General features: G+C 70.3%; 11 protein-coding genes and 1 pseudogene. 10 read left to right on the forward strand and 2 right to left on the reverse strand.

Features of this window, described 5'->3' with window-relative positions; genetic code table 11:
* Positions 1 to 120 precede the first annotated feature (120 nt).
* A complete protein-coding gene (locus tag E3T25_RS00065) occupies positions 121 to 858 on the reverse strand; it encodes an IclR family transcriptional regulator (protein ID WP_134371435.1) in 738 nt (245 codons plus the stop codon).
* A 647-nt stretch (positions 859 to 1,505) separates the two neighbouring features.
* Here E3T25_RS00065 and E3T25_RS00070 point away from each other — a divergent pair.
* From E3T25_RS00070 to E3T25_RS00110, 8 genes and pseudogenes are all read left to right on the forward strand, one after another.
* Positions 1,506 to 1,751 carry a hypothetical protein gene (locus tag E3T25_RS00070; protein ID WP_104099195.1) on the forward strand — a complete coding sequence of 82 codons (246 nt, stop codon included), beginning with the start codon at positions 1,506 to 1,508 and terminating at the stop codon, positions 1,749 to 1,751.
* Positions 1,752 to 1,800: 49 nt separating this feature from the next.
* The gene (locus E3T25_RS00075; RefSeq protein ID WP_134371437.1) at positions 1,801 to 2,274 is read left to right on the forward strand and encodes a hypothetical protein; all 474 of its coding nucleotides are present in this window, start codon (positions 1,801 to 1,803) and stop codon (positions 2,272 to 2,274) included.
* A 531-nt stretch (positions 2,275 to 2,805) separates the two neighbouring features.
* Positions 2,806 to 3,603: a TrmH family RNA methyltransferase gene (locus tag E3T25_RS00080; RefSeq protein ID WP_134371439.1), complete on the forward strand. Its 798-nt coding sequence runs from the start codon at positions 2,806 to 2,808 to the stop codon at positions 3,601 to 3,603.
* Positions 3,604 to 4,042: 439 nt separating this feature from the next.
* Positions 4,043 to 5,411 (forward strand): annotated as a pseudogene (locus E3T25_RS17830) (thiolase family protein).
* Position 5,412: 1 nt separating this feature from the next.
* Positions 5,413 to 6,252, forward strand: a complete 840-nt coding sequence (locus E3T25_RS00095) for an SDR family NAD(P)-dependent oxidoreductase (protein ID WP_104099199.1) — start codon at positions 5,413 to 5,415, stop codon at positions 6,250 to 6,252.
* Positions 6,253 to 6,365: 113 nt separating this feature from the next.
* Positions 6,366 to 7,415 (forward strand): iron ABC transporter substrate-binding protein, encoded by a 1,050-nt coding sequence (locus E3T25_RS00100; RefSeq protein ID WP_134371443.1) that lies wholly within the window; start codon positions 6,366 to 6,368, stop codon positions 7,413 to 7,415.
* A 157-nt stretch (positions 7,416 to 7,572) separates the two neighbouring features.
* Positions 7,573 to 9,069: an ABC transporter permease gene (locus E3T25_RS00105; RefSeq protein ID WP_370295405.1), complete on the forward strand. Its 1,497-nt coding sequence runs from the start codon at positions 7,573 to 7,575 to the stop codon at positions 9,067 to 9,069.
* On the forward strand, positions 9,066 to 10,190 hold the full coding sequence (locus E3T25_RS00110) for an ABC transporter ATP-binding protein (protein WP_134371445.1): 1,125 nt from the start codon (positions 9,066 to 9,068) through the stop codon (positions 10,188 to 10,190). Before E3T25_RS00105 ends, E3T25_RS00110 begins: the two co-directional genes overlap by 4 nt.
* A 283-nt stretch (positions 10,191 to 10,473) precedes the next feature.
* On the opposite strand, the gene E3T25_RS00115 is transcribed toward E3T25_RS00110, so the two are convergent.
* Positions 10,474 to 11,916, reverse strand: coding sequence for a helix-turn-helix domain-containing protein (locus E3T25_RS00115; RefSeq protein ID WP_104099202.1), 1,443 nt, complete (start codon positions 11,914 to 11,916; stop codon positions 10,474 to 10,476).
* A 154-nt stretch (positions 11,917 to 12,070) separates the two neighbouring features.
* Between E3T25_RS00115 and E3T25_RS00120 the strand changes: the two genes are divergently transcribed.
* Together E3T25_RS00120 and E3T25_RS17205 are read left to right on the forward strand one after the other, a co-directional pair.
* A complete protein-coding gene (locus tag E3T25_RS00120) occupies positions 12,071 to 13,924 on the forward strand; it encodes a phosphoenolpyruvate carboxykinase (GTP) (RefSeq protein ID WP_134371447.1) in 1,854 nt (617 codons plus the stop codon).
* 242 nt (positions 13,925 to 14,166) lie between these two features.
* The gene (locus E3T25_RS17205; protein WP_198412903.1) at positions 14,167 to 14,610 is read left to right on the forward strand and encodes a glycosyl hydrolase-related protein; all 444 of its coding nucleotides are present in this window, start codon (positions 14,167 to 14,169) and stop codon (positions 14,608 to 14,610) included.
* Positions 14,611 to 14,872: the final 262 nt, after the last annotated feature.

Here is a 14,872-nt window from a genome sequence, read left to right on the forward strand (position 1 = left end):
GGGCCGGCTGCCGGCTGCCGGCGCCCGGTCGGCGGCGCCCGGTCGGCGGCGCCCGGTCGGCGGCGCCCGGTCGGCGCCCGCCCGGTCGAAGCGCCCGCGTCTGGCCCGGTGTGGCGGCAATTAGCGCAGGTCGGCTGCAATTACGGCCGCGGCCGTCACAAGACGCGCGCCGATCGCGGCGTCACTCTGCCCGGTGCCGAGGTAGACGACCGCCAGAGCCGCCGGTGCCTCGCCGGGCACGACCAGCGGCACCGCCACGGAGGCCAGCCCCGGAATGACTTCGTCATGACTGGTGGCGAAGCCGCGTGCGCGCACGTCGGCGGCCTCGCCTCGGCGGGCTCCCTCGCCGAGGTCCACCCACTGGGTCGCCGTGAGCAGGGACTGGATGGCGATCCCGGGTGCACCCCGGCCGAGCGGATGCCGCGTGCCGGGGCGCTGCGCGACCGTGGCGTGCGCCTGCCGCGGTTCCACGCTGACCAGAGTGACGACCTCCGCCCGGTCCAGCACGGTCACGAAGGCTGTCATCCCCAACTCGTTCGCGACGCTCGTCAGCTCGGGCAGCGCCGCGGCCTGCAGACCGCGGGAGACACCGCGGGCGAGCGCGGCCATCCGTGGGCCGAGGCGTACGGCGCCCGCGGCATCCCGGATCACGACCCCATGGTCCTCCAACGTGCGTAATATTCGGTAGGCGATCGAGCGGTGCACGCCGAGGGCGGCGGCCACGTCGGCAATGGTCAGGGCCTCGTCGGCGTCGGCGAGAATCTCGAGCACGCGGATGCCGCGCGACAGGGTCTGCGAATGCGGCGCACCGTTCGGGCCGTTGGCACTGGGCCCGCTGGGCTTCCTCTGCTCGCTCATCCCGTTACCCCGCTCATTGACGTCGACACGGTGCCATTCTCGCATTCGTGGTTCAGGGCCCGCGGTCGCCCCAGGAGCTATGCACTCGTAGCGCGCGTGCGCGTGCGTGTGCGTGTGCGTGTGCGTGTGTGCGTGTGTGTGGCCAACTCAGGAGACTCGGGTGCCGCGCGGCATCTGTCGCCCGGACCAGTGCGGGGAGCGAGGGGGTGGTACGGCGCGTCTCCTGAGTTGGCCACACCACCGTGACGGCGCGCCCGCGCGCGAGGGTTCCGGGTCCTCGGGTCCGAATCCTCCTCGTGCATATCTCCTGCAAATTGTGGGGGGCCGCATCGCGCCCCCGTCCGGGTCTTTCGGCGGCCCGGGCCGGCGCCCCCACCAGCGTGCAGAAGTCATGCCGGGTTCGCGGAGGCTAACTCAGGAGTTCCGGGATCGGGGCGGCCGATTCGGCACGGGCCAGTGCGGACCCGTGCGCCACAGGTGCGGGATGGTGGTTTCGCCGCGGTGAATCTCCTGAGTTAGCCACACGGAGCGCTGTCGCCTCGCTGCGCGCATCCGTGCGCTGCCGCCGCGCATCCGTGCGCTGCCGCCGCGCCTCCGTGCGCTGACAGGCAAGACCCACGGGGGAGGCCGGCCTATCGTGAGCCGAAATGACCGCGATCTGGGTGTCCGTGTGCCTGGTCGCCGCCGTCGCGGCGTCCGGCCTGGGAGCGGCGTGTGCGCTCACCGGGCTCCGGATGCCGGGCCGCGCCCTGGTCGCGGCTCCCACCATGGTCGTCATGACCGTCTCGTGCGCCGACATGGTGCTGCCGGGCATGAAGCTGCTCGGCTCCTTGGCCTGGGCGGGGCTCCTGGGCGGGGCTCCTGGTCGGGGCGGCGCTGCTGGCCCTACTTGACCGGCGGCACCGCATGCCCGCCGCGCATCACGCCGTATCGCTGCTACTGATGTCCGTAATGTGGGTCGCGATGCTGCCGGCGGCGTCGACTAAGGCTACGGCGGCTTCGGTTGGCTCGGTCGCGGTGGTCGGCTCGGTTGGCTCGGTCGCGGTGGCCGGCGCTGGCGCCGGAACCAGTGCCATGGCTAGTGCCACGGCTAGTGCCACGGCTGCCGCTGTGCCCGCTGCCGCTGCGCCTGTTGCCGCTGCGCCCGTTGCCGCCGGGACCGCTGTGGGAAACGGCGCCCATGCCGGGCACGCGCCGGCGATCACCGACGGCGGAACGCTGCCGGCCTGGCTTGTGGTGCTGCTGGCTGCGGCATACGTTGCCCCCGCGGCCAGCGCCGTGCGGTCGGCGCGCCGCCCGACCGGGTCGGGGGTCGAGCCGGCCACGCTCCGACTGGAGTCGGCCCAGCACCTGAGTATGGCGCTGACGATGACGTTGATGGCCGCAGGGATGTTCCTGTCGCTGACCGGTTGCTGACGGATGCCGGGCACCCCCTGGCCGGGAGGAATCCGCAGCCATGATCTCACCATCACACGACCCGGCCGATAGCACAGTGCCGCCAGGACCGATCACCCAGGACCGGTCACACGGGACCGTGCCGACACGTCGAGCGGTGCGGCTAACTCAGGAGATGCGCCGCCGCATCCGTTGGATCGCCGCACTGGTCCGGGTGCCGGCTGCCGTCCGCCGCCCGGATCTCCTGAGTTAGCCCCAGGGCGCAACCCTTACCGGTACATAACTCCTGCAAATCGTAGCCCGGCCGAAGCCGTTGCCTGTGCTCCGGGGGCCGTGAATCCGCTACCGGCGGGGCCACTCGGGCGCCGGGGCACCCAGGCTGTCCGTGCCTGACGGGCGGATGAAAGGTGCGGCTAACTCCGGAGACGCGCCGCGGCATCCGTGGGATCGCCGCACTGGTCCGGGTGCCGTCCGCCGCCCGGATCTCCTGAGTTAGCCCCGAGGCGCCCCGCATCCCGCCACCCGCCCCCGCCCCGCGATTAGACTGATCGGATGCCCGTCATCGAGATCAGCGACCTCAGCGATCCGCGGCTTGTGGACTACGCCCATCTCACCGATGTGGCACTGAAAAAGGCGCGCGGCACCGAACACGGCCTGTATATAGCCGAATCGGCATTGGTTCTCGAGCGGGCCCTGCGCGCCGGACACCGGCCGCGGTCGGTGCTCACACTCGGCAACACCGCCCCGGAGGCCGGCGCCCTCGTCGGCGAGGACGTGCCGGTCTTCGTCGGCCCGGGGGCGCTTCTCGCCGAGCTCACCGGCTACGTGCTGCACCGCGGCGTTATCGCCTCGATGCACCGGCCCGAGCTGCCCGACCCGGAGTCGCTACTCGCCGGTGCCCGCCGCATCGTGATCCTCGAGAATGTGTCCGACCCCACGAACGTTGGCGCGATCTTCCGCTCCGCCGGGGCCATCGGCGCCGACGCGATCCTGGTCACACCGCGCTGCTCCGACCCCTTCTACCGTCGCGCCATCCGCGTCTCGATGGGCACCGTGCTGCAGGTGCCCTGGACCCGCGTCGGCGACTGGCCGAGTACCCGCGCGCTGCTCACTCGGCACGGTTTCCACCTCGCCGCGCTCGCCCTGACAACGGATGCCGTGAGCCTGCGCGACTTCCCCGGGCACGAGCACGAGCGGCTGGCGCTGCTGCTCGGCGCGGAGGGTGAGGGGCTCACCCCGGACGCATTGGCGGCCTCCGACACCGTGGTGCAGATCCCGATGAAGCACGGCATCGACTCCCTCAACGTGGCCGCCGCCAGCGCCGTCGCGATGTGGGCGTTCTCGGGCTGACGCCCCGCCTGCCACACCCTAACCTGCACGGCTCACCGCCGCACGCCACACCCGAACCTGCACGGCTCACCGCCGCACGCCACATCCGCACGTCCCTGTCCTGCCGCGTTTGTGGCCAACTCAGGAGATACGTCGGCCGCGTTCTGTTAGCCCCCGGACCAGTGTGGCGGAATCCGCCGGACGACGGCTTCCCCACCGGATCTCCTGAGTTAGCCCCACGCGCGGTCCGTACCCCACGCGCAGCCCGTACCGCATGCGCAGCCCGTACCCCACGCGCAGCCCGTACCGCATGCGCAGCCCGAACCCCACGCGCGGTCCGTACCCCACGCGCAGCCCGTACCCCACGCGCAGCCCGAACCACACGTGCAGCCTGCAGCCTGCAGCCCACACGCGCTCCCCGCTCCGCGCCGCGGTGGCACCAGAAGCCTAGGCTGAGGTCATGAGCAACGAGGCTGTCATTGTCGATGTCGTGCGCACCGCGTCGGGTCGAGGCAAACCGGGCGGCGCCCTCTCGGGCGTGCACCCCGCGGACCTGCTGGCCGGGGTGCTGAGCGAACTGGTCACCCGCAACGGGCTCGATCCCGCGCTCGTCGACGACGTGATCGGCGGCTGCGTCAGCCAGGTCGGCGAGCAGGGCTACAACGTGACCCGCACCGCCCTGCTCAGCGCGGGTTTTCCCGACTCGGTGCCCGGCGCGACCATCGACCGGCAGTGCGGATCCAGCCAGCAGGCGGCCACGTTCGCCGCGCAGGGCGTGATGGCCGGCAGCTACGACATCGTCATCGCCTGCGGCGTCGAATCGATGAGCCGCGTGCCGCTGGGCTCGTCGCTCGGCACGGCCCAGAGCCCGCAGAACCAGCAAGGCGGGCAGAGCCCGCAGAACCAGCAAGGCGGGCAGAGCCCGCAGAACCAGCAAGGCGGGCAGAGCCCGCAGAACCAGCAAGGCGGGCAGAGCCNGCGGGCAGAGCCCGCAGAACCAGCAAGGCGGGCAGAGCCACCAGAACCAGCAGAGTGTACAGATCCCGAATCCGCACGGCACGCTGATGCGCGACCGCTACCCTGACGGGCTCGTCAACCAGGGCGTCTCGGCCGAGCTGATGAACCAGAAGTGGAAACTGGGCCGCGGCGAACTGGATGCCTTCGCCGCCCGCTCGCACCGCCTCGCCGCGGCCGCCGCCGAACGCGGCGATTTCGACGGCGAACTGCGGCCGACGACTCTGCGGGACGGCCGGGTCGTGGCCGCCGACGAGACCATCCGCCCCGGCACCACCCTCGATTCCCTGGCCGCCCTGCCGCCGGCGTTCCGCACCGACGCCCTCGCCGCCCGCTTCCCAAAACTCGACTGGCACATCACCGCCGGCAACTCGTCGCCGCTCACCGACGGCGCCTCCGCGGCTCTGATCATGAGCGCCAAACGCGCCGCCCAGCTCGGCCTCAACCCGCGCGCCCGGTTCCACAGCTTCGCGGTGACCGGAAGCGACCCGCTCTTGATGCTCACGGGCGTGATCCCGGCGACCCGGCGCATCCTGGAGCGCTCCGGTCTCAGCATCGACGACCTCGACGCCTACGAGGTCAACGAGGCGTTCGCCACCGTGCCGCTGGTCTGGCTGCGCGAACTCGGCGCCGACCCGGCCCTGCTCAATCCGCGCGGCGGGGCCATCGCGCTCGGCCACGCGCTCGGCTCCTCGGGCACCCGGCTCCTCGGCACCCTGCTCAACCACCTCGAACTGACCGGCGGCCGCTGGGGCCTGCAGACCATGTGCGAGGGCGGCGGCATGGCCAACGCCACCATCATCGAACGGCTCTGAGATGCGCGTCGACGGATGCTCCGCCCTCGTCACCGGAGCCGCCTCCGGCCTCGGGCTGGCCACCGCCACCGCCCTGGCCCACGCTGGGGCAGCGGTCGTGCTGCTCGACCTGCCCGGCACCAGTGGGGAGCAGGCGGCGGTCGTGATCGGCGGCCGGGCGTGTTTCGTGCCGGGTGACGTCACCCGCACCGAGGACGTGCAGGCCGCCGTCGACGCCGCCGCCGCGATCGCCCCGCTGCGCATCGTGGTCAACTGTGCCGGCATCGCCCCCGGCCAGCGCACCGTCGACCGCACCGGGGCCCCGCTGCCGCTGGACGACTTCGACCGGGTCATTCGCATCAACCTCGTCGGCACGTATAACGTGATCCGGCTGGCCGCGGCCGCCATGCAGGCTACCAGCCCGATCGGCGGCACGGACGGAGCCCCCGGGACGAACGGCACGGACGGCACCCCCGGCACGATCGACCAGACGGCCGGCACCGTCCCGGAGCGCGGTGTGATCGTGAACACGGCATCCGTCGCAGCCTTCGACGGGCAGATCGGTCAGGCGGCCTATGCCGCCTCGAAGGGCGGCGTCGCCGCGATGACCCTGCCGCTCGCCCGCGAATTCGCCCGATCGTTGATCCGGGTGGTGGCGATCGCGCCCGGCATCTTCGACACCCCGCTGCTTCAGGGGCTCCCCGAGAACGTGCGCGAGTCCCTCGCGGCGCAGGTTCCACACCCTTCCCGGCTCGGCAACCCGGCCGCGTTCGCCGCGCTCGTGCGGCACATCGTCGAGAACCCGATGCTTAACGGCGACACCATCCGGCTCGACGGCGCCATCCGGATGCCGCCCCGCTGACCGGGGCCGAGCCTGTGTATTCCCCTGCGGCCCCGACGACGCCAATTTCTTTAGGGTAGGCTTACCTAAAAGCACTGCGGGTCATGCCCGCACGACAGTAGGGACGCAACACGATGATCTTGACACGCCGCTGGGCACTGCTTACCGCTATCGGAACGGTGGCCCTGCTCGGGGTGACCGGGTGCAGCGCACCCGAGGAATCCAGTCCTGGTGCTACCGACGCGTCCACCCCGTCGGGTTCGATCACGGTCTACAACGCCCAGCACGAGGAACTGACCCAGGCCTGGGCCGACGAATTCACCGCGGAGACCGGCGTCACCGTCACGCTCCGCAACGGCGACGACTCGGAACTCGGCAACCAGCTCGTGCAGGAAGGCGCCGCGTCGAAGGCCGACGTGTTCCTCACCGAGAACTCGCCCGCGATCAGCCTCGTCGACAAGGCCGGCCTGTTCGCCCCGGTCGACGACGCCACGCTGGCCCAAGTTCCCAAGCAGTTCCAGCCGTCCACCGGCACCTGGACCGGCATTGCCGCCCGCTCGACCGTGTTCGCCTACAACCCGAGCATGATCAGCGCGGGCGAACTGCCGGCCTCGCTGCTCGACCTCGCCGACCCGGCCTGGGCCGGCCGCTGGGCCGCGTCGCCCTCCGGCGCCGACTTCCAAGCCATCGTCAGTGCGCTCCTCGAGCTCAAGGGCGAAGCCGCAACGAGTGACTGGCTCGCGGCCATGAAGGAGAACGCGGTCGTCTATAAAGGCAACAGCACCGTGATGAAGGCCGTCAACGCGGGTGAGATCCCCGGCGGCGTGATCTACCACTACTACTGGTTCGCAGACCAGGCCGGTACGGGCGAGAACAGCTCCAGCACCCAGATGCACTACTTCAAGAACCAGGATCCCGGTGCATTCGTCAGCGTCTCCGGCGGCGGAGTGCTCGAGACCAGCGCGAACCCCGTGGCCGCTCAGGCGTTCCTCGCTTTCATCACCGGCAAGGCCGGCCAGGAAATCCTGAAGACCGGCACCTCGTTCGAGTACCCCGTTTCCGACGCGGTCGACGCGAACTCCGCGATGGTGCCGCTTCGCGAACTCGACGCCCCCGTCATCGACCCGTCCAAACTCAACAGCACCAAGGTCACCGATCTGATGACCGAGGCCGGTTTCCTCTAGGCTGAAACTGGTGATACCTGCAGCCCCCCCGACCGCGAAACCGGCGCCCGACCCGTCGGACACCGGTCGCGGAGCCGTCGCCGAAACCGGCGCAACGGGGCTTGCGGGGCGCACGGATGCCGCCGGCCGGGTCGGCAAACGACCCTCACCATTCATCGTGGCGGCCGCCGTCACCGTGTCCGTGCTCGGGCTGCTGCCGCTGGGCTACGTCATCGTCACCGGTATCCTGACCGGTTGGCCGACCCTCTCGGCGCTCGTGTTCCGGCCGCGGGTCGGCGAACTGCTCCTGAACACGATCGGGCTGGTCGTGATCACGGTGCCGCTGACCGCGGCGATCGGGGTGGCCGCCGCGTGGCTGGTCGGCCGCACCTCCCTGCGCGGCCACCGGGTGTTCGCCGTGCTCCTGGCGACGCCGCTCGCGGTGCCGGCCTTCGTCAACAGCTACGGCTGGGTAAGCGCCGTACCCTCCTTGAACGGGCTCTGGTCCGGGGTTCTGATCGCCACCCTGTCGTACTTCCCGTTGGTCTACCTGCCCTGCGTCGCCGCGCTCCGTCGGCTGGACCCCACGGTCGAAGAGGCAGCAGAGTCGCTCGGCAGCGGTGCCTGGGGCGTCTTCTTCCGCGTCATCCTGCCCCAGTTGCGGCTGCCGATCCTCGGCGGCGCCCTGCTGGTAGGGCTGCACCTGCTCTCCGAATACGGCGCGTTCGCGATGATCCGCTTTGACACCTTCACCACCGCCATCGTGGAGCAGTACCGGTCCACGTTCAACGGCCCCGCGGCCAACGCCCTCGCCGGCGTTCTCGTGCTGCTGTGCCTGTTCCTGTTGATCGGGGAGTCCGGTGCCCGCGGACGCTCCCGGTACGCCCGCATCGGCTCGGGTGTGGCCCGGGTCACGCCGCGGCGCTCCCTCCGCGCCTTCACGCCGGTCGGCTACCTGTTCCTCGGTGGGCTGTTCGCACTCGCGATCGGAGTCCCGTTCTGGAGCGTCATCCGCTGGCTCTACCAGGGCGGCGCAATCGTGTGGACCGATGCCGTGCTGGTCCAGGCCCTGCTGCAGACCGTGGGCTACGGCCTCGTCGGCGCCGCGGTCACCTGTGTACTCGCGTTCCCGATCGCGTTCCTCGCGGTGCGCTACCCGAGCCGGCTGTCCCGCGGCCTCGAATCGGTCAACTACCTCACCAGTTCCCTCCCTGGGATCGTCACGGCCCTCGCGTTGGTGACCATCAGCATCCGTTTCGTGCAGCCGCTCTACCAGACCACCGTGCTGGTGATCGTGACGTACTTGCTGATGTTCCTGCCGCGCGCGCTGGTGAACCTCCGGGCCGGGCTCGCACAGGTTCCGGTCGGACTGGAGGAGGCGGCCCGGTCGCTCGGCAAGCATCCGTTCGCCGCGTTCCTCAGTGTCACCACCCGCTTCTTCGCGCCCTCGGCCCTGGCCGCGGGGGCGCTCGTGTTCCTTGGCATCGTCACCGAGCTGACCGCTACGCTGCTGCTGGCCCCGAGCGGCACCCGCACCCTCGCGATACAGTTCTGGTCGAAGGTGAACGACATCAACTACGTCGGCGCCGCGCCCTACGCCCTGATGATGATCGTGCTGAGCCTGCCGGTCACCTACCTGCTGTTCGCCCGCTCCCGGCTGACGAGCGTGTCATGACCGCCGCCGTCGAACTGTCCGGGGTCAACAAGAGCTTCGGCAGCACCCGTATCCTCGAGGACATCGCCCTCTCGGTGCCGGAGGGTAGCCGCACGGTCGTGGTCGGCTCGTCCGGGTCGGGCAAGACCACCCTGCTGCGCCTGATCAGCGGCTTCGAGCTGCCCGACTCGGGCACCATCAGCGTGCTCGGTCGCACCGTGGCCGGCCCGGGCGCGGCCGTGGCCGCGCATCGGCGCGGGATCGGCTTCGTCGCGCAGGACGGCGCCCTGTTCCCGCACCTCACCGTGGGCCAGAACATCGCGTTCGGCCTCGGCCCGGCGCTCCGCGGCGGCACCCGCAAGCAACGCGCCCGCGCCGTGAGCGAGCTGCTCGAGATGGTGTCGCTGAGGCCCGACTTCGCCGCCCGCCGCCCCGACGAACTGTCCGGCGGCCAGCAGCAGCGCGTGGCCCTGGCGCGGGCCCTCGCCCGCCAGCCGCGGGTGATGCTCCTCGACGAACCGTTCTCCTCCCTCGATGCCGGACTGCGGGCGGCAACCCGCGACATCGTCGCCGAAACGCTGGAGCGCGTCGGCATCACCACGGTGCTCGTCACCCACGACCAGGCGGAGGCGATGAGCTTCGCCCACCAGCTCGCGGTGCTTCGCGACGGCAACCTCTGCCAGGTCGGGCCGCCGCGCGAGGTCTACTGGCGCCCCGTCGACCTGTTCACGGCCCGGTTCCTCGGCGACGCGGTCGTGCTGCCGGCCACCATCTCGGACGGTTTCGCCGCCTGCGCGCTGGGCACAGTCGCGGTCGCCCCCACCAGCCTGCGCGGCGACGCCTGCATCATGCTGCGCCCGGAGCAGATCATGGTCGAGCACTGCGAGTCCGGAGGGGCGGATGCCGTCGCCTCCTGTACCGGCCAGGTCGAAGCGGTCGATTTCTACGGGCCCGAGGTGCAGCTGGCGGTGCGCCTGTTCTGCGTGGGCGCCCCGGCGTCCGGCTTCCCCCAGAGCCCCGGGACGCAGAGCCCCGGGACGCTGGTGCACGTAAGGCAGCACGGCACGATGGGCACCGTCGTGGGCAGCCGGGTCAGCCTCACCGCCCGTGGCACCGCCACCGCGTTCGCCGCCCGCCCCTGACCCTCGCCCTGCCGCCCGTCGGGCCGCTCCGTCGGGCCCTGCCCGCGCCGAGCCGCCCGTCGTCCCCTGTCCGCGCCGAGCGTACGCTGTTCATCACCGAGGGAGCGCCGTGTCCGGTATCGAACCAATTCGACGGAGATTCTCGCAAAAAGAAGCAGTTTCGGAGCGTTCGGGACCGTTTCTGCCAAAGTCTCCGTCGAATTCGTTCGACGGAGACGGAGACGAAGTCGTCTTCGTCGACGGATGCCCCGACGACGTAAGTGGCTCAGCGCCAGGATCCCCACTACTCCGCGGCGTGCGCCTCGAGGAACTCGTAGACCTCGGTGTCGTCGACGCCGGGGAAGGTGCCGCTGGGCAGCGGCGACAGCACGTGCGCGTGCAGCCGGGCGCTCGGCCAGGCCTTGCCGGCCCAGCGCGAGGAGACCTCGGAGGCCGGGCGGCGACAGCAGGACTCGTCCGGGCAGCGGGACACCGCCCGCTGCGTGGTCTCCCGGCCGCGGAACCACTTGGCCTGCACGAAGGGCACGCCGACGCTGATCGAGAACTCGCCGGCATCCGTCGCCCCGGTCTGGGTGGCGCACCAGAAGGTGCCGGCCGGCGTGTCGGTGTACTGGTAGAACTCGGTGGTGCGGTTGGTGTGGGTGAAGGCGCTGCGGGCGCTCCACTGCTTGCAGACGAACTGGCCCTCGATCGAGCCGGTCACGTCGGCCGGCAGGGGAAGGTCGTCGTTCTCGTAGCCCTTCTGCAGGGCGCCGTCGCCGGTGACGCGCAGGAAGTGCAGCGGCATGTCCAGGTGCGAGGTGGCCAGGTTCGTCAGTCGCAGCGCCGCGGCCTCGTGGGTCACCCCGAAGGCGTCGCGGAAGTCCTCGACCGAGAGCTCGCGTTCGCGCTTGGCGTGGGAGAGGAACGCGACGGATGCCGCCTGCGGCATCAGGCAGGCGGCCGCGAAGTAGTTGATCTGCAGCCTCTGCCAGAGGAACTCGGCGTAGCTGCCCGGCCGCTCGTGGCCGAGCAGCCGGTGCCCCATGGCCTGCAGCGCCATCGAGCGCAAGCCGTGACCGCCGGGGATCGACGCCGGCGGCAGGTAGATGCGGTGATTGACCAGGTCGGTGACCGACCGAGTCGAGCCGGGCAGGTCATTGACGTAGATGAGGTTGAAGCCGAGCTGCTCGGCCATCACGCTGACCTCCCGGTGGGTGAGGGCGCCCGACACATGCCCGGATGCCCGCACTCGGTCTTCGGCGAGCTGCTCGATGTCGGGCATGAAATTATCTTGTTCGCGCATCTGTTCGCGCAGTTCCGTGTTCGCGCGGCGGGCCTCTTCCGGCGTGGCGATGGCTTCGCTGGCGCGGCGAGCGAGTTCGCGGTGCAGACCGAGAAGGGACTCGAGCGCCGCCATCGGCATGCCCTTGGTCATCTTCACCCGCGGCAGGCCGAGGGCGCCGTAGAGCGGATTGCGCTGCGCGCGCTCCAGCTCGATCTCGAGTGCGGCCCGCGTGTTCGGCGCTTCGTTTTTGAGCAGGTCGGTGAGCTCCACGTCGACGGCGGTGGCAATGTCCTGCAACGTCGACAGCTTGGGGGAGCGGCGGCCGTTCTCGATCAGGGAGAGCTGGCTCCCGGCCATGCCGACCTGCTCGCCGAGCTGGTCGAGCGTGAAGCCGCGCTCGGCCCGGAAATGACGGACACGGAGTCCCAGGGTGATCAGATCAGCGGCACGTGTCGACATTCCTTAACGATAACGAAAGATTCGCTGTTCTTAACCTGAGCACTTCCGGCACCGGTGGCATCGGTGGATCATTGTGGAGAGAGCGGGCGTATTTGCGTCCCCCCACGACTGCAGACCACTGGTTCACGCCGGATTGACCACGAAAGGCCAGGAGATGACAATCGCGAATTCCCGACTTGAGACCGGCGGGGGCGAGTCCCGCTACGTCGCCGGCACCACCGACCCCAACCTTCAGGCCTGGGTGGACGAAATTGCCCGTCTGACCCAGCCCGACGCCGTCGTCTGGTGCGACGGATCGTTGCGCGAAGCCGATGTGCTCGCGAAACAGCTCGTAGCCGAGGGCAAGCTCATCCACCTGAACCCGGAGTGGCGCCCCAACAGCTACCTGGCCCGCACGAGCCCGTCGGACGTGGCGCGCGTCGAGGACCGCACCTTCATCTGCTCGGTCGACCCGGGCGATGCCGGCCCCACCAACAACTGGGCCGACCCGGACGCGATGCGGGGCGAGCTGCAGGGAGTCTTCGCGGGCAGCATGCGCGGGCGCACGATGTACATCGTGCCGTTCTCGATGGGCCCGCTTGGCGGCCCCATCTCCCAGCTCGGCGTGGAGATCACCGACTCGCCCTACGTGGTGCTGAACATGGGCATCATGACGCGCATGGGCCAGAAGGTGCTGCACATGATCGAGGCCGGAGCCCCCTGGGTGCACACCGTGCACAGCGTGGGCTACCCGCTGGTCGACGCCGAGGGGCGCCGCCGTGGGGACCTCTCCTGGCCGTGCAACGACACCAAGTACATCGTGCAGTTCCCGGAGACCCGCGAGGTGTGGTCCTTCGGCTCGGGCTACGGCGGCAACGCGCTGCTCTCGAAGAAGTCGTTCGCGCTGCGGATCGCATCCGTCATGGCCCGCGACGAGGGCTGGCTGGCCGAGCACATGCTCCTGATCAAAGTCACCTCCCCGGAGGGCGGCGTCTCGCACCTGGCCGCGGCGTTCCCGTCGGCCTGCGGCAAGACGAACCTGTCGATGCTGCGTCCGACCATCCCCGGGTGGAAGGTCGAGACCATTGGCGACGACATCGCCTGGCTGCGCCCCGGGCCCGACGGGAGGCTGTACGCGATCAACCCGGAGGCCGGCTTCTTCGGTGTGGCCCCCGGAACCGGCGAGGTCACCAACCCGACCGCCGTGGCCACCGTCTGGGGCAACACGATCTTCACGAACGTCGCACTGCGCGACGACGGCGACGTGTGGTGGGAGGGTCTGACCGAGACCACTCCCAGCCACCTGATCGACTGGGAGGGCAAGGATTGGACGCCCGCCTCCGGCCGCCCGGCCGCCCACCCCAACTCCCGCTTCACGGTTGCTGCGGCGCAGTGCCCGTCGATCGCCGACGACTGGGAGGCCTTCGGCGGCGTGCCGATCGACGCCATCCTCTTCGGCGGACGCCGCGCGACGAACGTGCCGCTGGTGGCCCAGGCCCGCAGCTGGAAGCACGGCGTGTTCATGGGCGCGACCATCTCCTCGGAGAAGACCGCGGCCGCCGAGGGCACCGTCGGCGAGTTGCGCCGCGACCCGTTCGCGATGCTCCCCTTTTGCGGCTACAACATGGCGGACTACTGGGCGCACTGGCTCAAGGTCGGCCGTGGTCTCGGCGGCAAGGCGCCGGAGATCTTCCAGGTGAACTGGTTCCGCAAGGGCGCGGACGGAAGCTTCCTCTGGCCCGGTTTCGGCGAGAACTCCCGCGTGATCGAGTGGATCGTGCGCCGCGTCGAAGGCTTCGCGGATGCCGTGGACACCCCGATCGGACACCTCCCGGTCCAGGGCGGCCTCGACCTGAAGGGTCTGGACTTGGCCGACTCTGATGTCGAGCAGCTCTTTGCGATCGACCCGGCCTCCTGGCTGGCCGAGTGCGACCTCACTGAGGAGTACTTCGCCAAGTTCGGCGACCGGGTGCCGCCGGCGCTGCTCTCCGAGCTCGCGAGCGTGCGCTACAACCTCCGAAACGCGTAGCGGAGCTCGGCGCCGCTGGTGCGCTGCGGCATCCGTTGCTGACGAATTCGACGGAGATTCTGCTCCCGTGGGGCTGTTTCGGGTGTGTAAACCGCTTCAAATCCGAAAATCTCCGTCGAATTGGTTCACGAGCGCCCGCAGTGGCGGACGTGCGGGGCCGGGGGGTGGTCGTACGATGCTGCCAGTCGGGCGGCGGTGCCCGGCGGGAAGTCGCAGGTGCGGTGCAAGACGACGGCGGACTCGTGGAGAAACGCATCGACCGGTTCGTGCGGGCGCGGCTGCGCCCGGCGGTGCACCGGGCATCCGTGTCGCTGCGGGCCGGCGCCGGTATCCCCGAGGCGGTCGCGGAGGGGTACCGACTGAACCTGCCGCTTTGTTCGGTGACCGGGGTGAGAGCGGCCCGCGTGGATCCGTTGATCGAGGTCGACCACCCGGCCGTCATGGTCGAGGCGGTCAAGCTGGCCGAGGACCGCAGCGGGGATCTGATCGTGCGGCTCTACGAGGCGCACGGGTCGCGGGTGCGGGTGCGGGTCATCCGTCACTTCGCCGCGACGGATGCCACCGAAACCGACCTGCTGGAACGCCCCCTGACCGCGCCGCGGGCTCCGTTCGCCGCCGATGGCTCCGCGCTGACGCTCGAGCTGCGTCCCTTCCAACTGGTTACCCTGCGCTTCGCGCGCCGCTGACCGCCCGCGGTCCCGGCCGCACTACTACCCGCCCTGTTACCCGCCCACCTACCCGCTGTCCGCGCGCTGACAGGGCCACATGCGCCTTACGAATTCGACGGAGATTTTGGCTCTCCTGCTTCATCCGTGGGTTAAACCCGGCCGGGGAGTGCGGGTTTGTGGCCGCCGAGGCTGAGCATGGCGAGGGCGATGAGGGCGTCGGGTGATTTGAAGCCGAAGGCGATTCGGGTGAGTAGTCGGATCTTGGTATTGACGGATTCGA

This window comes from Cryobacterium sandaracinum, assembly GCF_004403415.1.
Lineage (GTDB): Bacteria > Actinomycetota > Actinomycetes > Actinomycetales > Microbacteriaceae > Cryobacterium > Cryobacterium sandaracinum.

Coding starts and splice junctions, on each gene's coding strand:
- E3T25_RS00065 (WP_134371435.1), bottom strand. CDS start 858: ATGAGCGAGCAGAGGAAGCCCAGCGGGCCCAGTGCCAACGGCCCGAAC.
- E3T25_RS00070 (WP_104099195.1), top strand. CDS start 1,506: ATGACCGCGATCTGGGTGTCCGTGTGCCTGGTCGCCGCCGTCGCGGCG.
- E3T25_RS00075 (WP_134371437.1), top strand. CDS start 1,801: ATGTCCGTAATGTGGGTCGCGATGCTGCCGGCGGCGTCGACTAAGGCT.
- E3T25_RS00080 (WP_134371439.1), top strand. CDS start 2,806: ATGCCCGTCATCGAGATCAGCGACCTCAGCGATCCGCGGCTTGTGGAC.
- E3T25_RS00095 (WP_104099199.1), top strand. CDS start 5,413: ATGCGCGTCGACGGATGCTCCGCCCTCGTCACCGGAGCCGCCTCCGGC.
- E3T25_RS00100 (WP_134371443.1), top strand. CDS start 6,366: ATGATCTTGACACGCCGCTGGGCACTGCTTACCGCTATCGGAACGGTG.
- E3T25_RS00110 (WP_134371445.1), top strand. CDS start 9,066: ATGACCGCCGCCGTCGAACTGTCCGGGGTCAACAAGAGCTTCGGCAGC.
- E3T25_RS00115 (WP_104099202.1), bottom strand. CDS start 11,916: ATGTCGACACGTGCCGCTGATCTGATCACCCTGGGACTCCGTGTCCGT.
- E3T25_RS00120 (WP_134371447.1), top strand. CDS start 12,071: ATGACAATCGCGAATTCCCGACTTGAGACCGGCGGGGGCGAGTCCCGC.